The organism is Amycolatopsis sp. H20-H5, assembly GCF_035828755.1.
Taxonomy (GTDB): domain Bacteria; phylum Actinomycetota; class Actinomycetes; order Mycobacteriales; family Pseudonocardiaceae; genus Amycolatopsis.
The window spans coordinates 1-21,899 of sequence record NZ_JAYMZS010000030.1 but is presented as its reverse complement, the minus strand read 5'-3'; the positions used below and the strand labels follow the sequence as shown (position 1 = coordinate 21,899).

The following is a 21,899-nucleotide window of genomic DNA, read 5'->3' as shown; positions in this document are numbered from 1 at the left end:
GGGCGGATGGACGACTACACCGAGGTCTCGTTCGAGGACCGGATGTCCACTGTGGACTTCCAGGTCTCGCCGCGCGCGCACATCGTCGTCGACTCGGCCGTCTGCCGGTCCTGCACCACCCAGGAGTGCGTGACCGCCTGCCCGGCGGACCTGTTCGTGCCCACCGCGGACGGCGGGATCCTGTTCAACTACGAGCAGTGCTTCGAATGCGGCACCTGCTACCTGCTGTGCGGCAAACAGGGTGCGATCAGCTGGACCTACCCCGACGGTGGCGACGGCGTCACCTTCCGGCAGGGCTGACCCGTGCCGGTGCTGGTCGTGGTCGCGCTCCGCCTGGCCGACACGCCGGGCGGGCTGAGCGTGGCGGACGAATGCGCGCTGGAGTACGCCCTGCGGCTCGCGGCCGCCAGGGACGGCGAGTGCCTCGCGGTGACCGCCGGGCCGCCCGCCGCCGACGTCGTCCTGCGGACGGCACTCGCGGCGGGGGCGGACCGCGTGCTCAGGATCGCCATGGTGGAGGGTCCGGCCGACGATGGGTCCCGGGCGGCCAGTGCCATCGCGGCGGCGATCGCCGAGCGCGGGCCCGACCTGGTGGTGTGCGGCGACTATTCCGCCGATCGGGGGACCGGCGCGACCCCGGCGTTCCTGGCCGCGGCGATGGGCGCGCGGCAGGTTCTCGGCGTGCTGGAACCGGGGTGGGGGCCAGGGGGCGCACTGCTCGCCGAGCGCAGGCTGGACGGCGGTCGCCGCGAGCGGGTCCGGGCGGAAACCCCGGTCGTCTGCTCGGTCGAACCCGCGGACGTGCGGCTGCGCAGGGCGTCGCTGCCCGCGATGCTGGCCGCGAAGTCAGCGCCTGTTCCGTGTGCGATCCCGGAGTCGTCCACTGTGGACGCCCGGGTGCGGCTGCTGCCGCCGGTGCCGTTCCGGCCTCGCACGCGGCGGGTGCCCGCTCCGGAAGGGGCAGGGCCACGGGAACGGCTGCTCGCGCTCACCGGTGCGCTCGACGAGCACGACCCGCCCCGGCTGGTCCGCCCGGCCGATGCCGGTGCGGCCGCGACGGAACTGCTGAACTACCTGCGCCAGCACGGATATCTGCCGTGACCGCGTCCCACTGGACGGACGTGGCGGACCAGGACACCGTGCTGTTCGTGCCGGTCGGCTCGTACGAGCAGCATGGCCCGCACCTGCCCCTGGACACCGACACCCGGGTGGCCGCGGCGGTCGCGGCGAGCACGGGCGGCCTGGTGGTGCACCCGTTGGCTTACGGCTCGTCCGGGGAGCACGAGGACTTCCCCGGCACGATCTCCATCGGAGAGCACGCGCTGGGCGCGCTGCTCGTCGAGTTCGGCCGCTCGGCCTGCCGGTGGGCGCGTCGTCTCGTGTTCGTCAACGGCCACGGCGGCAACGTGGCCGCGCTCGCCGGAGCGGTCCGGCTGCTGCGGTACGAGGGGCGGGACGTCGCGTGGTTCGCCTGCGCACCGCCCGGGGGCGATGCGCACGCCGGACGCACGGAGACGTCGCTCCTGCTGGCGATCGCGCCCGAGACGGTCGATCTCGCGCGCGCGGAGCCGGGGAACACCCGTCCGCTGGCGGCACTGCTGCCCGCGCTGCGCGAAGGACGCTTGCGCGAGCTGAGCCCCAGCGGCGTGCTCGGCGACCCCGCCGGAGCGACGGCCGAGGAGGGCCGCGCACTGCTCGGCGCGATGGCGACGGGGCTGCGTGCGGCGCTCGCGGCCTGGGAACCCGACGACGGGCGGCTGGCATGACGGACGGCAGGGTCGCGGTGGTCACCGGTGCGGCGCGGGGGATCGGCCTGGCCACGGTCGAGCGGCTGGCGGCGGAGGGCTGGCGGGTGGTCGCCGTGGACGTCTGCGCGGACGATCCGGCGCTGCACTACCCGCTCTCGACCCGCGCGGACCTGGCGGAGCTCGCCGGGAAGTGGCCGGGGCAGGTACTCGAAGCCGTCGCGGACGTCCGGGACGTCGATGCGCTGCACGCGGCCGTGGCGCTGGCGCGGGCGGAGTTCGGCCGGGTCGACGCGGCGGTCGCGGCGGCGGCGGTGATGGCGGGCGGGGTCCCGCTGTGGGAGACCACCGACGAGCAGTGGGACGCGTTGTTCGAGACCGGCGTCCGCGGGGTCGCGAACCTGGCCAGGGCCGCCGTGCCTGTCATGCTGGCCGCGGCCGAGCCCCGGACCGGGCGGTTCGTGGCGCTCGCGTCGGCGGCCGCGCATCGCGGGCTGTGGCGCCTCGCGGCATACAACGCCGCGAAACACGCTGTCGTCGGGCTGGTTCGCGGCCTCGCGGCCGATCTGCGCGGCACCGGGATCGGCGCCGTCGCGGTTTCCCCGGGGTCGACCGACACCGCGATGCTGGCCGCCACGGCGGAGCTCTACGGGCTGGCCGATGTCACCGAGTTCGCCGGGCACCAGCTCGTCGAGCGGATCCTGGACCCGGCGGAGGTCGCGGCGGTGGTGGCCTGGCTCTGTTCCCCCGACGCCGCCGCGATCACCGGGACGGTCGTCCACGCGGACGGCGGGTTCACCGCGTGAGCCCCGCCCCGGACGGGCTGGTCGTGCGCCTCGACCCTGGTGCGCAGTGGCTCGACGAGGAAACCCTGTTCGGCGGCGCGCCTCCCCGGCTGCTCAGGTTCTCGAAGCGGGGACGGGAGCTGCTCGGCGGCGGCGAGTTCACCGTGACCGGCGCGGCCAGCCGGGTGCTCGCGGAGAAGCTGCTCGCGGCCGGCGCGGCTCACCCGGTGCTGCGCCGCGCGAGGCCGAGGCCGGTTTCGGTGGTGATTCCGGTGCACGGCCGCGAGGCGGAGCTGCGGCGGCTGCTGGGCGCCCTCGACGGCACGCTCCCGGACGGGTCCGAGGTGCTCGTCGTCGACGACGGCACGCCGGTGCCCATCGAGCTCGCCGGTGTGACGGTGCTGCGCCACGAGGTGAGCAGGGGACCGGCCGCCGCGCGCAACACTGGCCTGGCCGCGGCCGCCGCGGAGTTCGTGGCGTTCCTGGATTCCGACGTCGTGCCGGTGCCGGGCTGGCTCGACCCGCTGCTGGCGCATTTCGAGGATCCGGCTGTCGCGCTGGCGGCGCCCAGGATCGTCGGCCTGCGCAAGGCGCGCGAAAACCTGCTCGCCCGGTACGAGCACGCGAGGTCCTCACTGGACCTGGGCCCGGACGCGGCGCTGATCGTGCCGAAGACGCGGGTGGCCTATGTGCCCAGCGCGGCGATGGTCGTGCGGGTGTCCGCCGTCGGTGCCGGGTTCGCTGCTGAGCTTCGCGTCGCCGAAGACGTCGACCTGGTCTGCCGCCTGCATGCCTCCGGGCATCGGCTGGTCTACGACCCGTCGTCGCGTGTCGCGCATGAACACCGTGACCGTCCGGTCGCGTGGTTCGCGCGCAAGGCGTTCTATGGCACCGGTGCCGCGCCGCTGGCTCTGCGCCATCCCGGCACCGTGCCGCCGGTCAATCTGCCTGGCTGGGCGGCGGCGGTGTGTGTCTTGCTGGGCGTTCAGCGTCGCTGGAGCGTGCTCGCGGCCGTCGCGCTGATCGCGGTCCGCACGGTTCGGCTGCGGCGATCGTTGTCGATGCTTCGCCGTCCGCTGCGGACCGCGGTCAAGCTCAATGCGATGACGCTGACCGGTGCGGCGTGGCAGAGCGCGGGGGCGCTTAACCGTCACTGGTGGCCGGTGGCGCTGGCTGGGGCTGTGGTCTCTCGCCGGTTCCGGCGGGCGTTGCTGACCACTGCTGTGGCCGAGGGGGTGGCTGACTGGTGGCAGCATCGTGGTGAACTGGATCTTCTGTGCTATGTCGTGTTGCACCGGGTTGACGATCTTGCCTACGGTACTGGGCTGTGGCGGGGGGCTGTTGTGCATTCTACGGTTGCTCCGCTTTTGCCTCGTTTTTTGCCGGTGCGTTCTCGGGATGGTGGGCGGTCCTGATTTCGTGCTGGGTTTCAAACGCGGCTTCGCCGAGGCGTGGGGGATCAGCGCTCCAGTGGTCACGTGCCGCTTCTCTTGGCAGCGCTGACCCCCCACGCAGCGGGTTCCCTTGGCGGGCTTGGGTTTCCGGTCGAGTTGTCTATTGTGGACTTTGGGGGATTTCACCCGATTCAGCGATGACCTCGAACACATGTTCGGGTATTCTGAACCCTATGACCTACTCCACCCACATCGCCGCCATCGGGAACATCCGGGCCGCGATCGCTCGGCTGCAAGCCGACGAAGTCACCGAAATGGCTCGTGCCATCGAGACCGGCGGATCACGACGGTCCGTCACCGCCGACATCGCCCTCGAACTAGCCGTCTCCCAATACCACGCCGGAGCCGACATCACCCGCGCCGTCGCCCTCACCACCCGGCTCCCCTGCACCTTCGCCGCACTGAAGCGTGGTGCCATCGACCTGTACAAGGCATCGAAGGTCGTCGACCCGACCCTCATCCTGTCCGACGACCTCGCAAGCCAGGTCGACGAGGTCATGGCCACCCGACTACTCGGTAAAGACCCCAGCTCCATCCGCGCCGCTGTGAACCGGGTCATCCAGAAACTCGACCCCGACGGCTACCAGGACAGAGCCCGCGCACGAAGACGCGACCGACACATCGCACTCATCCACCAAGACGACACCATGGCCACGTTGACCGCAGACCTGCCCGTCGAACAAGCCAGCGCCATCTACACCTCCCTCGACCGCGCCGCCCGCGCCCTACGCCGCACCGACACCACCCGCACCCTCGAACAACTCCGCGCCGACGTCTTCGCAGACCGGCTGCTCGCCGCACGCGACGGCGACTCTTCCCTCAAAGCCGACATCCACGTGTATGTCGACCTCCTCACCCTGATCGGGTTGAACGACGACCCCGCCGAACTCGCCGGATATGGCGCGATCCCCGCTTGGCTCGCCCGCCAGATCGCGACCGAACCCAACTCCACCTGGAACCGGTTGATCACCGACCCGGACACCGGGCAACTGCTCAGCGTCGGCCGCGACAGGTACCGGCCCCCGGCAGACCTTGACGCGTTCATCCGGGTCCGTGACCGGGAATGCCGGACCAACGGCTGCCACCGACCCGCCCACCACTGCGACACCGACCACTCCATCCCCTGGGCAAGCGACGGCGAAACCTCCCACACCAACCTCACCGGCCAATGCAGAAACCACAACCTCGTCAAAGAAGAACCCGACTGGACCTACACCACCACACCCAACGGCACCTTGACCATCACCACACCCTCCGGCCACACCCACACCAGCCCACCACCCGCCTTCCACGAACCCCTGCACCCCCGCACCCTTCTGACCAAAGTGGAGGTTTCTCCCTTTGGTGAAACGATTGGTTGGTTTCGTGTGACATGGAGTGGGGCAACATGCTGGGCAAGACATGGCGGAAGCATTGGCGTTCCTAGTAACCGCCCGTTTCCGGAAGATTCGCCGATGCTTCCACCCGCCACCGGTACCGCCCAGTTGCTGTCCGTACCGGAAGGGGTGCGGGGTGTTCACTGCGCCGACGTTCGTCGCGTTCACCTGACTGATGACCGGCCTGCTCTCAGCCACCGGGCCCCGCACCGTCACCGGCATATGGGCCGCCGCCGGACTGGCCGGGCGGTTCCATCACGCCCGAGCACACCGGTTCTTCTCCCATGCCCGCTGGAATCCCGACACTCTCGGGCTACTGCTGGCCCGGCTTGTCGTGGCCCGGTTCGTCCCGCCACGGGCAGCGTTGACGATCGTGTTCTGGCAACACGACGGACCGGGCAAAGGCAGTGCCGCTCCTGCCGATCCTCAGTCAGTCACGGCCGAGCAGTGTGAGCCCTTGCGGATTCTGGTGCGCTCGTGATCGTCATGACGGCGGTAAAACAGCTGATTTCCGATTATGCGAAACCACTGTCCGGAAGTGTCGTCGACGACGTCACCTGACTCCGAGGGGGCCGAACCGGGACAACCCGGCGTACACGAACCGCGAAAACGCTCGGACACCCGCTGTCCCACCATCCAGCTCCCGGGCTGTTCGACGACCTGGCAGGATCACCGCCATGGAACGTGTGGTCGGAATCGGTGGATACTTTCTCCGTGCGGCAGATCCGGCGGCACAGAGCACCTGGTATCGAGAGAATCTCGGCCTCGACACCGACGAAAATGGTGCCTGGCAGCAGGAGGCGGGCCTTACCGTTTTCGCGCCGTTCGAGGCTGACACCGACTACTTCGGATCGCGTTCCCAGCACACCATGCTGAACTTTCGGGTCCGTGACCTGGAGGCCATGGTGGCGCAGCTTCGCGAACTCGGGGCCGACGTCGCGGCCGAGACTCAAGACTTCGAGGGCGTCGGCAAATTCGGGTGGGTCACTGATCCGGAGGGCAACCGCGTCGAACTCTGGCAGCCAGCGGACTGAGCCTGCTGCGAACGGAGGCCCGCTGCCGCGTCAAGGCTAACGGGGCGGCCAGGCGGCGGGGTCGAGCAGGCCGAGGGTGTACGCCCTGGCGATCAGGGCTACTCGGTTCGGAACGCCGAGACGGTCCGTGAGCCTGGTCAGGTGGTAGTTGACCCCGTCGGCGGTGAGACCTAGTTCCGCGGCGACTCTGGCCGAGGTCGCGCCGCCCGCTATCAGGCGCAGGACCTCGGCCTCGCGGTCGGTGAGCGCGGGGGCCTCGCCGCCGCGGACCGGGTTCGGCCGCAGCGTCAGCAGGAGACCGACCCAGACGTCGTCGGCGACCGCGTGGACGGTGAGCTCGCCGGAGCCGCCGGGCCAGCGCACGGGGAGCTCGCGGCTGGCGTGGCGGCGGGCTCGGAGGTCCTCGATCACCCTGTCGTAGTCGCGCTGGACCTTCGGGCGCAGGAGGTCGGTGATGTTCCGCTCCCGCAGGCGGCCCGGGGTGCTGCCCAGCAGCCCGGCCAGCGCCGGGTTCACGTCGGTGAGGGTGCCGTCGCTCAGGCAGACCGCCGTCGGCACCGGCGTCCGGTCGAGCAGGGCCGCGAACCTGTTGCGCCAGACGCCGATTTGGCGCCGTGCGTCCAAGATCTCCCGAACATCCGACTCGGCCACCTGGAAAGACTACAAGAAACTGTAGTTTCGTTCGAGCACACTGAGTCAGACGCTGCCACTCTGGACAAAGCAGGTCACCAGGAACCGAAGTGAGGCGTGACAACGATGACAACGGCCAACAGCACCGGCATCGACACGACCGGGATCCCGCATCCCGCGGGACGGGTCCCGTTCGTCGGCGATGTGGCGGGCGGCTCCGGTGACACCCCGATCCAGGACAACATGCGCCTCGCGCGCGAGCTCGGGCCGATCTTCGCGAAACGCTTCTTCGACAACGAGGTCGTCCTCGTCTCCGGTGCGGATCTGGTCGCCGAACTGTCCGACGAGACCCGCTTCGCCAAGCACGTCGCGCCCGCGCTGACCCGCATCCGCGGCATCGCCGGGGACGGCCTGTTCACCGCCTACAACGAAGAGCCGAACTGGCAGAAGGCGCACGACATCCTGCTGCCCGCCTTCGCGCTGCAGTCGATGCGCGGCTACCACCCGACGATGCTCGACGTCGCGAACCGGCTCGTCGCCGCGTGGGACGAGCACACCGGAAGCGGCGAGCCCGTCGACGTGGCCGCCGACATGACCCGGCTGACGCTGGACACGATCGGGCTCGCCGGGTTCGGGTTCGACTTCGAGTCCTTCGACCGGCGCGAGCCGCACCCGTTCGTGCAGGCGCTCGTCCGCGGGCTCGCGCACGCGCAGGCGAAGGGTCGCGAGCTGCCGTGGATCGGCCCGCTGCTCAACCGCGGCGCCGACGAGCGGTTCACCGAGGACGCGAAGCTCATGGCCGGCATCGTCGACGACGTGGTCAAAGCCCGCAAGGAAAGCGGCGACACCTCGACCGACGACCTGCTGGGCCTGATGCTCAACGCGCCGCATCCGGTTTCGGGCGAGAAGCTCGACGAGACCAACATCCGCAACCAGGTGATCACCTTCCTGATCGCCGGGCACGAGACCACTTCGGGCGCGCTCTCGTTCGCGCTGTACTACCTCGCGAAGCACCCGGTCGTGCTCCAGCGGGCACGCGAAGAGGTCGACGCGATGTGGGGCGACCAGCCGGATCCGCAGCCGACGTTCGAGGAGGTCGGCAAGCTGCGGTACGTCCGCCAGGTGCTCAACGAGGCGCTGCGGCTCTGGCCGACCGCGGCCGCGTACTCGCGGGAGGCCACCGAGGACACCGTGCTCGGCGGCCGGTATCCGCTCAAGAAGGGGCAATGGGTAGTCGTGCTGACGCCGTCGCTGCACCGCGATCCGGCGTGGGGCGACAACGTCGAGGCGTTCGATCCGTCCCGGTTCACCGTCGAGCGGGAGAAGGCCAGGCCCGTGCACGCCTTCAAACCGTTCGGCACCGGCGAGCGCGCGTGCATCGGCCGCCAGTTCGCGCTGCACGAGGCGACGCTGCTGCTGGGCATGCTGATCCACCGCTACCGCTTCCTCGACCACGACGACTACCAGCTCAAGGTCAAGGAGACGCTGACCCTCAAGCCCACCGGCTTCGAGCTCGGCCTCGCCCGCCGCGAGGACGCTGACCGCGCGCGTCCTTCCGTTGCGGTCAAAGAGAAAACGACCACTGTGACGGCCGGGCGGGCGAAGCAGGGCACCGCGCTGGCCGTGCTGCACGGGTCCAACCTCGGCACCTGCCGGGCGCTGGCGAAGCAGCTGGCCGACGAGGGCGGCGACCGCGGGTTCACCTCGTCGGCGTCGTCGCTCGACGAGTACGTCGACAAGCTGCCGACGAGCGGCCCGCTCGTGATCGTCGCCGCCTCCTACCACGGCAAGCCGACCGACGACGCCGCGAAATTCGTCGCCTGGCTGGCCGACTCGTCGCCGGACCTGACCGGCGTGAGCTACGCCGTGCTCGGCGTCGGCGACCGCAACTGGGCCGCGACGTACCAGCACATCCCGACACTGATCGACGCCCGGCTCGCCGAGCTGGGCGCCACCCGGCTGGTGGAGCGCTGCGAGGCCGACGCCTCCGGCGACCTCAGCGGCGACAACGAGACCTGGTCCGACACCCTGTGGGCCGGGCTCCTCACGGAGTACGGCGACCCGGACGCGCTGCCGCAGGCCGAGCCCGCGTCGGACCGGCTCTACGACGTCCGCGTCCTCACCGGCGGCGTCACCTCGGCGCTGGACGCGCGCTACGAGGTCGCGCCGATGACCGTGCTGGCCAACTCCGAGCTCGTCGACGTCGACAACCCGCTCGGCCGGTCCAAGCGGCACCTGCGGATCCGGCTGCCCGAAGGCGTCGCGTACCGCACCGGCGACCACCTCACCGTCGTCCCGGACAACCCCGCGGACCTGGTGGCGCGGGTGGCCGCCCGGTTCGGTCTCGACCTGGACGTGGTGGTCGCGGTCAACCCGCGGCAGAAGACGCGGCGCGCGCTGCCCGTCGACCGGCCGCTGACCATCCGGCAGCTGCTGACGCACTTCGTCGAGCTGCAGAACCCCGCGACCGCCGCGCAGGTCGCCGTCCTGGCCGGGTGCAACCCGTGCCCGCCCGAGCGGGCGGTGCTGGACGGGCTGGTCGCGGACCCGGCGAAATTCGCCGAGCACGTCGTCGACCGCGGGCGCAGCGTGCTCGACCTGCTGGAGGAGAACCCGGCCTGCGGGCTGGCGCCCGAGCTGTTCCTGGAGATGCTGTCGCCGATCCAGGCCAGGCACTACTCGATCTCGTCCTCGTCGATGGCGAAGCCGGACGAGATCGAGCTGATCGTCGGCGTGCTGGCCGGCCCGGCCCGCAGCGGCGCCGGGACGTTCCACGGCGTCTCCTCGTACTACCTCGCGGGCCTCGTCGAGGGTGACGAGATCCGCGCGCGGGTCGACCCAGCCCGCGCCGCTTTCCGCGCGCCGGAGCCGGAAGTGCCGGTGATCATGGTCAGCGCGGGCACCGGGCTCGCGCCGTTCCGCGGGTTCATCGGCGACCGCGCGCACCAGGCCGCCGCGGGCGAGAAACTCGGGACCGGGCTGTGCTTCTTCGGCGTCCGCCACCCCGACGTCGACTACCTGCACCGCGCGGAACTCGAAGCCGCGCAGGCGGCGGGCGTGATCTCGATGCGCCCGGCGTTCTCCCGCGCCGCGGTCGACGGCGTTAAGTACGTCCAGGACCGCATCGCGGCCGACGCCGACGACGTCTGGCAGGTGCTGTCGGACGGCGGCCGCGTGTACGTCTGCGGTGACGGTAAGGGCATGGCGCCCGCGGTACGGGCGGCGTTCAAGGGCATCCAGCGCGCCGAAACCGGCGGCGACGAGGCCGCGGCGGCCGCGTGGCTGGACAAGCTGATCGCCGAGGACCGGTACGTCGAGGACGTCTGGGCGGGCTGACGCTCAGGACGTGGCGAAGGCGTTCGCCACGGAAAGGCTGTCCTCGTACACGTGATAGCGGGTGATCAGGCCGTCTTCGACGGTGAGGCGCAGCGCGCACAACGCGGTGTACGGCTTACCGGTCGCCCGCACGGTCTGGCGGAGCTCGACGAACACGACGGCGTCCGGCCCGTCGACGAGCACCTCGGGCCGCGCGGGCTCCCTGGCGTCGGGCCGGTGGAAGGAACCGAGGGCACGGAAGTGGTCGGCGACGTCGGCGCGGGTCGAGCGGGGCCGGATCCAGGGCGTCGCCGGATGCGCTTCGGCCGGCCAGTCCAGCAGCCAGTCGACCTCGTCGGCGAACAACGCGGCTATCCGGTCCGGCTCGCCTTCGCCGACCCGGCGGAGGAACTCGGCGACCGTGGCACGGGTGGGGGTGTCCATGTCTTGGACACTACGAGTGATCCACTGACGTCCTGTGTCAGTGGACCACTCCCCTACTCAGAAGGCGTCCGGAAACTTTTGCAAGGTTGAGTCGAGGGAAAGTCTCCTTCAGTCGCCACCCCAGGCTTGCCGTGTGCCCTGATGGGAGCCTTCACGGCGTTTAACGCTGTCATGGTGGCCTTCAGGGGCACGCATGAAACGGTCATGGCGGTATGAAACGGCGTTCTCAGAACAGCGAGGCCACCGGTGGCGTTTCCCGCGCGCGGCGCACCGGCGCCTGCCCGGACTCACTCGCGGCGAGCTGCGCCTCCTCGAGGCCCTTGGCCGCCAGGCGGTCGGCGAGTTCGTTGTCGGCATGACCGGCGTGGCCCTTGATCCAGTGCCATTCCACTTCGTGCCTGCTGACCGCCGCTTCCAGCTGCTGCCAGAGGTCGACGTTCTTGACCGGCTGCTTGGCCGCGGTGCGCCAGCCGTTCTTCTTCCAGCCCGCCACCCATTTGGTGATGCCGTTGCGCACATAGGTGCTGTCGGTGTACAGCCGCACCACCGACGGCCGCTTCAGGCTGTCCAGCGCGCGGGCCGGCGCGGTGAGCTCCATGCGGTTGTTGGTCGTTTCGCCCGCTTCGCCCCCGCACAGCGTCTTCTCGTGGTCACCGTAGCGCAGCACGGCCCCCCACCCGCCGGGGCCGGGATTGCCCAGGCACGCGCCGTCGGTATGGATGACCACCGTCTGCTCAGCTTCCTGATCCACGCGCAGCACCTTATCCGGCCGGAGGGGCGAACGCCGCCGCGCACCGCGGGGGAAGGGCTGCCATCCTGGGATCATGACTCACTACGCACTCACCCAGGCCGTGCTCGCCGCACAGGACATCGAAGCGAGCTTCCTCGGCACCGCGGGCAAGATCGCCGCCGCGACCGTCATCTTCTTCATCGTCATCGGCCTGATCGTCGGCCTGATCTTGGGCTACTTCATCGGCAAGGCGGTCGGCCGCCGCCAGGGTCCCCGCGACTGACCACCGCTCGGCCCAGGTCGATGAGCTTCGGCGACCGGGTGTCCATAAAGGACTCCTGGGCGCCGGTTCACCGACGCTGGGCGCACTCGCGGGTCTCCAGCTCCTGCAGCGTGAACCCGCCGTCACGGGCGGCGACGAGCCTGGCGCGCAGGATCCTCGCGTCACGCAACGCCGTGTCGACCCCTGTCTCCTGGGCGGACGTGCCGGTGAAGCAGGTGGCGGGATCGGTGAGGCCGAACAGCTTGTGCAGCTTGGGCGACCATGCCGGGGTCAGCGACCGGATCGTGGTGAGCAGCTCCTCGCCACGAAGGTCCCGCAGCCGCTCCCCGTCGGGCACCGTGACGGTCCAGGCGAGGTGGTCGACGTCCTGCTCGCCGACGCCGGGGCGCAGCGCGCGACGACGCTCGGCGTCGAACTCCATCGCGTGGGAAAGGAAAAAGTACCCGCCCGGCGCGAAGATCATCGAGACGCCCTTGCTCATCTCCGCCGGGAGCAGCTGCCGGACCTCGGCCGTCAGCGGCACCCGCCCGCCGACCGTCCCGGTGTGCGACGGGTGCTCCGGACGGACGCGGAAGGGCACGAGCACGTCACCGGTGGCCGAGGTGCCGTCGGCGAAGTACGCGGTCACCGAGCCGTCCCGATCGCGCTCGTGGTGGGTGAGACGCTGGCCGAACCGCACGAACTCGCCCGCGTCGGCGAGCAGGACCTGCCGCAGCGTCCCCGGGCTCACCGCCTTCTCGCCGCCCACCGGGTCCGGCGGCTCGGGGAACGCCGTCGAGCCCAGCTTGTGCAGGCTCTCGGTCCACCGGCTGCCGAGCCGCAGCGGCGCGGCGCAGCTCGCGGTGAACAAGTCAAAGGACTCGGGCGGAAGACATTCGTACAGCGCGCGGCTGCCGCCCGCACTCAAGCCGACGCGGAATCCTTGCGGGAAAACGATTCCCGCCGGGTCCTGTTCGTAGACCGTGACGTCGATTCCGGCCTTGACCAGACCGTGGGCCAGGCACAGTCCCCCGGCGTCCGCGCCGATCACCAGCACGTGGAACGACGATCGCGCCATGGAGCCCCCCTCCTGCCCGGCAGTCCACCATCGATTGGCCCTACTGCTCATAGCCATATTAAGACTATCAATGTAATGCGTCAAACCCATTCGTCCACAAGGGACACCTTGATCCGTTCGACACCCTGGGGGTACGGGCCAACCGCCTATACTGGCGAAAATCGTCGAGATCGGGACAGGGTGCGGATGACGACTCGGAGTGCCCGGCGCTCGCCGCTGGCGATGACGGTCCTGCTCCTGCTGGACCGCCAGCCCCTGCACCCGTACGGCCTGCGCCGCCTCATCCTGCGCTGGCACAAGGACCGCGTCGTCAACGTCTCCCAGCGCAACGCCATCTACCAGGTCATCGAACGGCTCGAACGCAGCGATCTGATCTCGGTCAAGGAAACCGCCCGCGACGAGCACCGGCCGGAGCGCACCGTCTACGAGGTCACGGAGGCCGGCGAGCGGACGGCGCGACGCTGGCTGCTGGAGATGCTCGGCACCCCGGCCAAGGAGTACCCGGAGTTCCCCGCCGCGCTCTCCTTCCTGGACTGCGTGCCGCCGGAGGCCCGGCTGGCCGCGCTCGAACAGCGGCAGTCCGCGCTGCGCGAAGAGATCGTCAGGCTGGACGCGGACCTCACCGCCGCGGTCGCGTCGGCCCACCTCGTCGAGATCGATTACCTGCGCACGATGTGCCAGGCCGAACTCGCCTGGCTCGAGGCGTCACTGACAGACCTCAAGAACGACGGCACGGCTACGTAAACGCGCGTACGCGCGAAGCCGCTCCACGTCGGACGCGACAGCGGGCTGAGCCGTCGACACTGGGTCCATGAGCGACATCGGCAGCGCACTACGCGAAAGCTGGATCCACGGCAGAACGGTCGAACGCGTCGCCTACGCGACCGGCGCCGTGCTTTTCGTCAGCGGCCTGGCGCACGTCGGGGTGCTGCTCGTGACCGGCGCTTCGTGGTCCGGGCCGCTGTCGCTGCGCAAGGCGGCCACGTTCGGGCTGTCCTTCGGGCTGACGCTGGCGTCGGTCGCGTGGGCGACCTCGTTCGTCGAGGTCCGGCCGCGGGCCAGGACGCTGCTGCTCGGGGTGTTCACCGCGGCGTGTGTCGTGGAGGTCGTGCTGGTGAGCCTGCAGGCCTGGCGTGGCGTGCCTTCGCATTTCAACTTCGAGACGGGCTTCGACAACGCGGTGTCCATGACGCTGGCGGGCGGTGGCGGCGTCATCATCGTGACGGCGCTGGGCTTCGCCGGAGCCACGCTGGTGGGGACGGGCGCGACGGCCCCGAGCATGCGGATCGCCGTCCGGTTCGGCTTCCTCGCGCTGCTGATCGCGCTGGGCGCGGGGGCCGCGATGATCGCCACCGGCGTGGTCGAGGCCAGGGGCGGGCAGGCGCAGCTGGCGTACACGACGGCGGGCGCGCTGAAACCGCTGCACGCCGTGGCGATGCACGCGATCCTGGTGCTCCCGGCGCTGGCGTGGCTGCTCGGGTTCACGGCGTGGAGCGAGCGGCGGCGGGTGCTGCTGGTGTGGGTCGCGGCCGCCGCGTACGCCGTCCTGATCGCGGTGACCGGCTTCGAATCCCTCACCGGCGTCTCTCCGCTGGCCGCGTCACCGCTCGCGACCACCACCGCCGCGGTGGCGCTGGCCGTGCTGGCCGCGTCCGGGCTGAGCGCGCTGTCCGCCTTGCCCCGCGGCCGTGGCCGGGCGAAACTCACCCGATGACGCTGGAGATGAAGCTCGAACTGGTCCCGGTCCCGGTCACCGACATCGACCGGGCGAAGGCCTTCTACGTGGACAAGGCAGCCTTCGCCGCCGACCACGACATGACCGTCGGCGAGGGCGTCCGGATCGTGCAGCTGACGCCGCCCGGCTCGGGCTGTTCCGTCCTGCTGTGGTCCGGGCTGCCGGGCATGGACATGGTCCCTGGCTCGCAGCGGGGCTTCCACCTGGTCGTCAAGGACATCCGCGCGGCCCGCGAGGAACTGGCGGGCCGCGGGGTCGAGATGGGCGAGATCGACGACATGGGCGGTGTCCTCTACTCGGCCTTCAGCGACCCCGACGGCAACACCTGGACGTTGCAGCAGATCCCCGGCTAGACACCCCAGTCCGGGCGCAGGGGCATGCCCGCGTCGCCGCCGTCGCCGACCTTGACGCCGAGCACCTGGCTCAGCTCGAGCTCGTGCCGCTCGAAGGCGAGGCGGCACGCGGCCATGTACAGCGCCCACACCCGGCCGCGGCCCTCGCCGGCCTCGCCGACCGCCTCGGTCCAGTTCTCGTCCAGGTTGACGCACCAGCCCGCCAGCGTCTTCGCGTAGTGCTCGCGGAGGTTCTCGACGTGCCGGACCTCGAACCCGTTGTCCTGCATGGCCGACGTGATCTCGCCGACGGCTTCGAGCTCGCCGTCCGGGAAGACGTACCGGTCGATGAACCCGCGTGAGCGGTGGGCCACCCGGGTGTTCGGGTTCGTGATGCAGTGGTTGAGCAGCCTGCCCCGCGGTTTGAGTTTCGAGGACAGGAACCGGAAGTACGCCGGCACCTGCCGGGCGCCGATGTGCTCGGTCAGCCCGATCGACGACACCGCGTCGAAACCCCACTCGGTGACGTCGCGGTAGTCGCTGTGCCGCACCTCGGCCCGGTCGGCGAGCCCCTTGGCGACGATGTCCTTCTGCGCCCACAGTGCCTGCTCGCGCGAGAGCGTCACCCCGATGACCTGCACGCCGTAGTGCTGCGCGGCGTGCGCCACCATGCCGCCCCAGCCGCACCCGACGTCGAGCAGCCGCATCCCTGGCTTGAGCCCGAGCTTGCGGCAGACCAGGTCGAACTTGTTCTCCTGCGCCTGCTCCAGCGTCGCGTCCGCTTCCGGGAACACCGCGCAGGTGTAGGCCATCGACGAGCCGAGGACCAGCTCGTAGAACCGGTTGGACACGTCGTAGTGCCGGGAAATGGCGTTGCTGTCACGGGTGCGGGAGTGGCGCAGGCCGTCGACGTTGCGGCGGAACCGGCCGGGCAGCTCCTCCGGCGGCAGCGGCACCCGGCGCAGGTGCCGGGGACCCAGCTCGCGCAGCAGCCACAACCGGTCCGCGGCGCTGAGCTGGTCGACCTGGGAGACCAGCGCGCGCAACGCCGTGTAGAGGTCGCCGTGCACCTCCAGCGCGCCCGCCACGTACGAGCGGGCCAGGCCGAGATCGCCGGGGGACGACACGAGGTAGCTCAGCGCGAGCGGGGACCGGATCTCGATCTTGACCCCCGCGTCCGCCGGGCCGCTGGAACTGCCGTCGTAGGCGGTGATCGACACCTCGCCGCCCGACCCGAGGACACGGTCGAAGATCTTGCCGACGGAGGGCTCTGTCCTGCTCATGACTCTTCTTTCTGGCTCACGCGGGGGGTCAACGACCCCGGACGCATTTGTCGTACAGATCTAGCAGCCGGGCATTCGGGTCATACAGCCGCTTAACCGCACGGTAGGCCGGACCGTTGTACAAACGCCAGAAGACGTCTTCGGCGTAGAAGCTGTCGGAGTAGAGCGACTTGCGTCCGCCGAGGTCCGAGACGGTCTGTTCGATCAGCCTGTTGTGCACGCCGTCCCGTTCACCGGGCTCCAGCGGCACGGCCGACCAGAACCCGAAGTTGACGTACAGCGCGTCCGGGTCCAGTTCGTAGAGCGGCCACCGGACCTCGCGGGAGGTCTGCTGTACCGGGCAGATCCAGACCGGGCTGATCGGGATCTCCCGCTGGAAGAACGCGAGGAACTCGCCCGCGCGATCCAGCGGCACCTCGATGTCCTGGACGATGGTCTCCTCGGGCGGCAGGCCGCGCAACCGCAGGATCTTGGCGGCCACCCCGAACCGCCGTTCGAGGGCGACGACCTTCCAATAGACCGAAGAGCGCAGCAGACGGCGGCCCAGCAGCCGCCGCGCGAACCGGTTCTGCACGCCGAACGCGCGGGAGCACCAGAACCAGTCGGTGTCCCAGCGCCACAGGTAGTCCCGCGTGGTCAGGTGGTCGGTCTCGCGCTGCTGGATCGAGCGGTAGTAGATGTCGAGCCAGGTGTAGTCACTGGTCGCGGGCGCTTCGTCGACGAACGTGCCCAGCGTGAGGTACAGCTCGTCGGCCCCGAAGACGGTCCCGTCGACGAAGTCGACCTGTTCGCCGTCGCGGGAGCGGGTCCGGCAGGTCTCGCCAAGGTCCTCGAAGTACTCACGCGGGTCGTGGTGGCGGACGTGGCGGAGCTTGACGAACGGCTTGACCGGCTCCAGCCGGATCCGCAACCGCAGCGCGTAACCGAGCGTGCCGTAGGAGTTGGGGAAGGCGTGGAACAGCTCGCCGTGCTCGTTGTCCTGGCGTGCCACGACGACGCGGCCGTCGCCGGTGAGCAGCTCCATCTCCAGCACCGATTCGTGCGGCAGGCCGTTGCGGAACGAGGACGACTCGATGCCGAGCCCGGTGACCGCGCCGCCCAGCGTGATGGTCTTGAGCTGCGGCACGACCAGCGGCATCAGCCCGTGCGCCAGCGTGGCGTCCACCAGCGCCTCGTAGGTGACCATGCCCTCGACCTCGGCGGTCAGCGTCTCGGGGTCGACGTGAAGGACGTGCGTGAACCCGGAGACGTCGAGGCCCGGCGTCTTCGCGGCGGCACGGGAGCGGAACAGGTTGGACGTGCGTTTCGCCAGCCGGACCTGGCCGTGCGCGGGAATCTCGGCCAGCTGACGCCGCAGCGCCGCGACGCGCGCGTCGTGCTCGGGGAAGCCGGAAGCCCCTTCATCGGTCGGCCGTTCGGCCACGCCCTCGGGCTTGCTTGCCATCAAACAATCATCTCGCACCGGGCGGCCGGACGCACCCGCCTTACGGCCGCGTCCGGCTACGTCACAGGACAGCGCTAGACAGCGCCGGACATTGTCGGTTTGTCGATTATCAGCGCCACGGTAAACCGGCTAGGTGCCGAACAGCGCCACCACCTGCGCCTGGACCGCCGGGTTGGCGAGCGTGCCGACGTGGTCGGTGCACGAGGTCCAGTGGTTGTCGGCACCGGCCAGGCGGATCGACACCGAGGGCACGACGGCGAGGTCGCAGGGCGAGGCCCAGGTGCCGTAGACCGTGGGACCCGGGGTCTCGTCGCCGGAGTTGACGCCCAGCACCAGCGGCGAGGTCGGCTGCAGCTGCGGGCAGGCCTGGTCCGCGGTGATCAGCGCGCAGCCGTACGCCAGTAGCGTGCCGTGGTTCGCCCCGGCGATGCTGGCGAAATGCGCCACCTCGGCCGTGCCACCGAGGTTCTTGAGGTAGTAGCGCGAGCTGAGGCTGCCCATCGAGAAGCCGATGAGATCCGCCTTCGACCGGCCGGTCTCGGCCAGCGCGGTGCCGACGAGCCCGGCCAGCTGCCCCGCGGTCACCTCGTTGAGCTGGGTGTTGGAGAAGTCGAGCGAATAGAGCTCGCCCGGCTGGTAACCCGCGTCCAGGAAGGCCTGCCGGAGCACCGAGAACTCGGCAGCCGAACCGCCGTAGCCGTGCACGAACACCACCGGGTCGTGCGCGGGGGCCGCCGAGGCGGAGCCGGGGAACAGGGCCGTCGCCGCCCCGCAGGCCAGCGCGATCGCCACCGGGAACCAGCGTCTCATGAGGGTGCCTCTCGTCTTCGTCGCCGAGATCGTTCCCCTCAGCACAGCGGCTTTCCCGCCGCTCGGCCATCCCCCAGTCGGGGCGAGCCTGAACCGGACGCGTTCGCGATCCGTAAGGAAACAAGAGGGAGGTCTCACAGGCTGGCGGCGTACAAAGAGGGGACGAGACCAGGAACGGTGGTGCCCTTGCGCTTGGCGAACCGCACGAAAGGCCGTCGCTGGGCACTGGTGAGCGCGGTGGCCGCGGTGCTGGTGGCGGTGCCGCTGGTGGTCGCGGCGCTGCCCGCCGGGGCCTCGGCCGACCCCGGGCGGCTGCGCGCGCTGATCGCCGCGTCGGCCCGGCAGCCCTACCAGGGCTACGCCGAGAGCCGGGGGTCGCTCGGGCTGCCCGACCTGCCCAAACTCGCCGACGTCACCAAGCTGTTCACCGGCACCACGCAGCTGCGCGCCTGGTACTCCTCTCCCGACAGTTACCGGGTGGACGTGCTGACCACGAGCGGCGAGCGGGACCTCACCCGCACCGCGGACAGCGAGTACAGCTGGGACTACGGCGCCAACACGCTCACGCAGTTCCTCGGCGAACCGCCCGTCCGGCTGCCCAGAGCCGCGGACCTGCTGCCGCCCGAGCTGGCCAGGCGGCTGCTCGCGGCCGCGCCCGGCGACCGGGTCGACGCCCTGCCCGCGCGCCGGGTGGCCGGGGTCGAGGCCGCCGGGATCCGGCTGACCCCGGCCGATCCGGACACCACGGTCGGCCGGATCGACGTCTGGGCGGATCCGGGTACCGGGGTGGCCGTCCAAGTCGAACTGACCGCGAAAGGACAGACCGCACCCGTGCTCACCACCTCCTTCGAGGAGCTCGCCCAGACCCAGCCCGACGTGCTGGCGGAGCCGCCGCGTCCCGCGCCGGGCAGCGGGTTCGCCGTGGCGAAGGCCCCGGACGTCACCGCCGCGCTGGGCGCGCTCGGCCGGGCGCCGCTGCCGTCGTCGCTGGCCGGGAAGCCGCTGCGGACCACGGCGCTCGGCGGGGTGCAGGGCGCGGGGCTCTACGGCACCGGGCTGGCGTCGTTCGTCGTCCTCGCCATCCCGCGCGATCTCGCGAACGGCGCGAGTGACGCCGCGGCCAAAGGCGGGGCGAGGTCGGTCCAGTTGCCCGGCGGCACCGCTGTCGCGCTGGCGATCCCGCCGCTTTCGCTGATGGTCGTGAACTCGACGGTCTCCCGGCGCTCGTACCTGCTGGCCGGGCTGGTCACCCCGGCCTCACTGGAGACCGCGGGCCGCGCGCTGGCCGTCCTGCGCCGGGGTGGTGGCCGGTGATCGTCACCCGCGAGCTGACCAAACGCTTCGGCTCCACGCTGGCCGTCGACGCGGTGAGTCTCGATGTGCGCGAAGGCGACCGCTACGGCTTCCTCGGCCCGAACGGCTCCGGCAAGACCACCCTCGTGCGGATGCTGCTCGGGCTCGTCTACGCGACGAGCGGGGAGATCGAGGTGCTCGGCAAACCGGTCCCGAAACGGGTGGCGGAGATCCTGCCCGAGGTCGGCGCCCTGGTCGAAAGCCCGGCGGCGTACCCGCACCTGTCCGGCCGCCGGAACCTGACGCTGCTCGACGCCGCCGGGCGCGGCGGCAGGCGGCGCGACCGCGGCCGCCGCGTCGGCGAGGCGCTCGACCAGGTCGGTCTGTCCGGGATCGACAACCGCCCGGTCAAGGCGTACTCGCTGGGCATGCGGCAGCGGCTCGGGATCGCGGGCGCGCTGCTGCGCAAACCGCGGCTGCTGGTGCTCGACGAACCCACCAACGGCCTGGATCCCCAGGGCATCAAGGAGATCCGCGAACTGCTGCTCGCGCTGAACGCGGGCGGCACCACGATCTTCCTGTCCAGCCATCTGCTCGCCGAGGTCGAGCAGTTGTGCACCAGGGTCGGCATCGTCGACCGCGGCAGGCTCGTGCTGGAGGACGACGTCGAAAATCTGCGCGCGCTCACCGGGCGGGTGCTGCTCGACACACCGGACCAGGACGCCGCGGCCGCGGTGCTGGACGGCCAGCTGGAGTCGAGGGACGGCGAGCGGCTGGTCATCCGCCACGAGGACCCGGCGAAACTCAACGCCCTGCTCGTCGAAGCCGGGGTGCGGGTCGTGTCGATCGGCGCCGAGCGGCGTTCACTGGAACAGGTGGTGCTCGAAGTGACGGGTTCCGGTTCGGACCGCTTCGACCGGCGGCCCGCGTGATCGGCGTCGAACTGCGGAAACTCGCGCTGCGGCCCCGGGTGTGGGTCAGCGTGCTGCTGCTGTGCCTGCTGCCCGCGATCGTCGCGGTGTTCCTGGCCACCGCGGACTTCGCGCCGCCGCCGGGCCAGGGCGGCGCGTTCCTGTCCGCGGTGCTGGCCAACGGGTCGCTCTACCCGGCGGCCGCGCTGGCGCTGGTGCTGCCGGTGTTCCTCCCGGTCGCCGTCGCGGTGACGGCTGGCGACGCGATCGCCGGGGAGGCGGCGAGCGGGACGCTGCGCTACCTGCTGGTCCGACCGGTCGGCCGGACGCGACTGCTGACCGGGAAACTGGTGGCGCTGGCCGTGTTCGTGGTGCTGGCGATCGTGGCGGTGGTCATCACCTCGCTGGCCGTGGGCGTCGGCCTGTTCGGTTCCGGCGGCGCGGCGGCCCCGGGCGCCGTCGGCCAGGCGGGCGGGGTGACCTCGCTGTCCGGGGCGTCGCTGAGCTCGACCGCGCTCGGGCTGCGGCTGCTGGGCGCGATCGGCTACATCGTGGTGTCGATGCTCGGGTTCGCGGTGATCGTGCTGTTCCTGTCCACGCTGACCGACTCGGCGCTCGGCGCGGCGCTGGGCGGGCTGGCGGTGCTGATCACCAGCTCGATCCTGGAGACGCTGGACTCCGCCGTGGCGATCAAGCCGTACCTGCCGACGCACTACTGGCTCTCGTGGATCGACTTCTTCCGCGACCCGGTGTTCTGGCACAACATCGACAAGGGCCTGCTCCTGCAGGCGGGCTACCTGGTCGTCTTCTTCGGCGCGGCCTGGGCCAACTTCGGCACCAAAGACATCACCAGCTGACCCCCCTCCCGAAGGTCCCTGAAGGCCACCATGAGGGCGTTAGAGTCCCTCATGGTGGCCTTCAGAGGCAGTCCGCCGTCAGGCGCCTGCGGCGCGCAGGGCGGTGCAGTCGCCGGGGCCGGGGGCGGTGAGCGGGGCGGTGCCGAGGCCGCGCAGGACCAGGCCGGTGACGGCCGCGTCGGTGGGCAGGTCGCCGTGGCCGATCCGGGAATCCGCGCAGACGTCCTGCACCGGCACGTTCACCGCGCCGTCGAGGCGGGCGGTCTCCGGCGGGGTCACCGTCTGGTCGTCGCCGGTCCACACCGACAGCCACGGCAGCCCGGCGGGGATCGGCTGCCGCTCGAGGTCGGCGAGCAGCGGGCTCCCCGGCTCGAGCTGCTG

The 21,899-nt window shown here is 70.8% G+C and carries 22 protein-coding genes and 2 pseudogenes; 16 read left to right on the top strand and 8 right to left on the bottom strand.

Annotation, left to right across the window (positions count from 1 at the left end):
- Positions 1-6 precede the first annotated feature (6 nt).
- The 8 genes and pseudogenes from QMK34_RS18625 (at position 7) to QMK34_RS18595 (ending at position 6,394) form a co-directional block, all read left to right on the top strand.
- Positions 7-300: a ferredoxin family protein gene (locus tag QMK34_RS18625; RefSeq protein WP_326415342.1), complete on the top strand. Its 294-nt coding sequence runs from the start codon at positions 7-9 to the stop codon at positions 298-300.
- A 3-nt stretch (positions 301-303) separates the two neighbouring features.
- Complete coding sequence (locus tag QMK34_RS18620) at positions 304-1,101, top strand: mycofactocin-associated electron transfer flavoprotein beta subunit (RefSeq protein ID WP_326415340.1); 798 nt, start codon at positions 304-306, stop codon at positions 1,099-1,101.
- On the top strand, positions 1,098-1,766 hold the full coding sequence (mftE, locus tag QMK34_RS18615; protein ID WP_326415338.1) for a mycofactocin biosynthesis peptidyl-dipeptidase MftE: 669 nt from the start codon (positions 1,098-1,100) through the stop codon (positions 1,764-1,766). The genes QMK34_RS18620 and mftE overlap by 4 nt, the downstream gene beginning before the upstream one ends.
- Positions 1,763-2,551 carry a mycofactocin-coupled SDR family oxidoreductase gene (locus tag QMK34_RS18610; RefSeq protein WP_326415337.1) on the top strand — a complete coding sequence of 263 codons (789 nt, stop codon included), beginning with the start codon at positions 1,763-1,765 and terminating at the stop codon, positions 2,549-2,551. Before mftE ends, QMK34_RS18610 begins: the two co-directional genes overlap by 4 nt.
- Positions 2,548-3,945, top strand: a complete 1,398-nt coding sequence (gene mftF, locus QMK34_RS18605; RefSeq protein WP_326415336.1) for a mycofactocin biosynthesis glycosyltransferase MftF — start codon at positions 2,548-2,550, stop codon at positions 3,943-3,945. The genes QMK34_RS18610 and mftF overlap by 4 nt, the downstream gene beginning before the upstream one ends.
- A 176-nt stretch (positions 3,946-4,121) precedes the next feature.
- Positions 4,122-5,030 (top strand): annotated as a pseudogene (locus QMK34_RS47865) (DUF222 domain-containing protein); the annotation flags it as partial.
- A 505-nt stretch (positions 5,031-5,535) separates the two neighbouring features.
- Positions 5,536-5,841 (top strand): transposase, encoded by a 306-nt coding sequence (locus QMK34_RS47860; RefSeq protein WP_442785174.1) that lies wholly within the window; start codon positions 5,536-5,538, stop codon positions 5,839-5,841.
- Between the two features lie 196 nt (positions 5,842-6,037).
- Positions 6,038-6,394, top strand: a complete 357-nt coding sequence (locus QMK34_RS18595) for a VOC family protein (protein WP_326415334.1) — start codon at positions 6,038-6,040, stop codon at positions 6,392-6,394.
- 36 nt (positions 6,395-6,430) lie between these two features.
- Here the strand turns inward: QMK34_RS18595 and QMK34_RS18590 are convergent, their stop codons facing one another.
- Complete coding sequence (locus QMK34_RS18590) at positions 6,431-7,045, bottom strand: LuxR C-terminal-related transcriptional regulator (protein ID WP_326415332.1); 615 nt, start codon at positions 7,043-7,045, stop codon at positions 6,431-6,433.
- A gap of 105 nt (positions 7,046-7,150) precedes the next feature.
- On the opposite strand from QMK34_RS18590, the gene QMK34_RS18585 reads away from it, so the two are divergent.
- Positions 7,151-10,360, top strand: a complete 3,210-nt coding sequence (locus QMK34_RS18585) for a bifunctional cytochrome P450/NADPH--P450 reductase (RefSeq protein ID WP_326415330.1) — start codon at positions 7,151-7,153, stop codon at positions 10,358-10,360.
- Positions 10,361-10,363: 3 nt separating this feature from the next.
- On the opposite strand, the gene QMK34_RS18580 is transcribed toward QMK34_RS18585, so the two are convergent.
- The gene (locus tag QMK34_RS18580; RefSeq protein ID WP_326415329.1) at positions 10,364-10,783 is read right to left on the bottom strand and encodes a nuclear transport factor 2 family protein; all 420 of its coding nucleotides are present in this window, start codon (positions 10,781-10,783) and stop codon (positions 10,364-10,366) included.
- Positions 10,784-11,009: 226 nt separating this feature from the next.
- A complete protein-coding gene (gene rnhA, locus QMK34_RS18575; protein WP_326415328.1) occupies positions 11,010-11,534 on the bottom strand; it encodes a ribonuclease HI in 525 nt (174 codons plus the stop codon).
- Positions 11,535-11,607: 73 nt separating this feature from the next.
- Here rnhA and QMK34_RS18570 point away from each other — a divergent pair, with 73 nt between their 5' ends.
- Entirely contained in the window at positions 11,608-11,796 is a 189-nt protein-coding gene (locus QMK34_RS18570) for a hypothetical protein (protein ID WP_326415326.1), read from the top strand.
- Between the two features lie 67 nt (positions 11,797-11,863).
- On the opposite strand, the gene QMK34_RS18565 is transcribed toward QMK34_RS18570, so the two are convergent.
- Positions 11,864-12,853, bottom strand: coding sequence for an FAD-dependent oxidoreductase (locus QMK34_RS18565; RefSeq protein WP_326415324.1), 990 nt, complete (start codon positions 12,851-12,853; stop codon positions 11,864-11,866).
- Positions 12,854-13,039: 186 nt separating this feature from the next.
- Here QMK34_RS18565 and QMK34_RS18560 point away from each other — a divergent pair, with 186 nt between their 5' ends.
- From QMK34_RS18560 to QMK34_RS18550, 3 genes are all read left to right on the top strand, one after another.
- On the top strand, positions 13,040-13,597 hold the full coding sequence (locus QMK34_RS18560; RefSeq protein WP_326415322.1) for a PadR family transcriptional regulator: 558 nt from the start codon (positions 13,040-13,042) through the stop codon (positions 13,595-13,597).
- A gap of 67 nt (positions 13,598-13,664) precedes the next feature.
- On the top strand, positions 13,665-14,567 hold the full coding sequence (locus QMK34_RS18555) for a hypothetical protein (protein ID WP_326415321.1): 903 nt from the start codon (positions 13,665-13,667) through the stop codon (positions 14,565-14,567).
- On the top strand, positions 14,564-14,941 hold the full coding sequence (locus QMK34_RS18550) for a VOC family protein (RefSeq protein ID WP_326415319.1): 378 nt from the start codon (positions 14,564-14,566) through the stop codon (positions 14,939-14,941). The genes QMK34_RS18555 and QMK34_RS18550 overlap by 4 nt, the downstream gene beginning before the upstream one ends.
- On the opposite strand, the gene QMK34_RS18545 is transcribed toward QMK34_RS18550, so the two are convergent.
- The 3 genes from QMK34_RS18545 to QMK34_RS18535 form a co-directional block, all read right to left on the bottom strand.
- Positions 14,938-16,203, bottom strand: coding sequence for a cyclopropane-fatty-acyl-phospholipid synthase family protein (locus tag QMK34_RS18545; protein ID WP_326415317.1), 1,266 nt, complete (start codon positions 16,201-16,203; stop codon positions 14,938-14,940). The two genes, QMK34_RS18550 and QMK34_RS18545, sit on opposite strands and share 4 nt — an antisense overlap.
- A 28-nt stretch (positions 16,204-16,231) precedes the next feature.
- Positions 16,232-17,647: an FAD-binding oxidoreductase gene (locus tag QMK34_RS18540; RefSeq protein WP_326415316.1), complete on the bottom strand. Its 1,416-nt coding sequence runs from the start codon at positions 17,645-17,647 to the stop codon at positions 16,232-16,234.
- Positions 17,648-17,776: 129 nt separating this feature from the next.
- Positions 17,777-18,457, bottom strand: coding sequence for an esterase/lipase family protein (locus QMK34_RS18535; RefSeq protein WP_326415315.1), 681 nt, complete (start codon positions 18,455-18,457; stop codon positions 17,777-17,779).
- A 180-nt stretch (positions 18,458-18,637) separates the two neighbouring features.
- On the opposite strand from QMK34_RS18535, the gene QMK34_RS18530 reads away from it, so the two are divergent.
- Genes QMK34_RS18530 through QMK34_RS18520 form a run of 3 tightly spaced genes read left to right on the top strand, consistent with a single transcriptional unit; the run spans position 18,638 to position 21,518 of the window.
- Positions 18,638-19,771 carry a hypothetical protein gene (locus tag QMK34_RS18530; protein ID WP_326415314.1) on the top strand — a complete coding sequence of 378 codons (1,134 nt, stop codon included), beginning with the start codon at positions 18,638-18,640 and terminating at the stop codon, positions 19,769-19,771.
- Positions 19,768-20,682, top strand: coding sequence for an ABC transporter ATP-binding protein (locus QMK34_RS18525; protein ID WP_326415313.1), 915 nt, complete (start codon positions 19,768-19,770; stop codon positions 20,680-20,682). The genes QMK34_RS18530 and QMK34_RS18525 overlap by 4 nt, the downstream gene beginning before the upstream one ends.
- Entirely contained in the window at positions 20,679-21,518 is an 840-nt protein-coding gene (locus QMK34_RS18520; protein WP_326415312.1) for an ABC transporter permease, read from the top strand. The genes QMK34_RS18525 and QMK34_RS18520 overlap by 4 nt, the downstream gene beginning before the upstream one ends.
- 78 nt (positions 21,519-21,596) lie before the next feature.
- Here the strand turns inward: QMK34_RS18520 and QMK34_RS18515 are convergent.
- Positions 21,597-21,899, bottom strand: a pseudogene (locus QMK34_RS18515) (lipase); the annotation flags it as partial.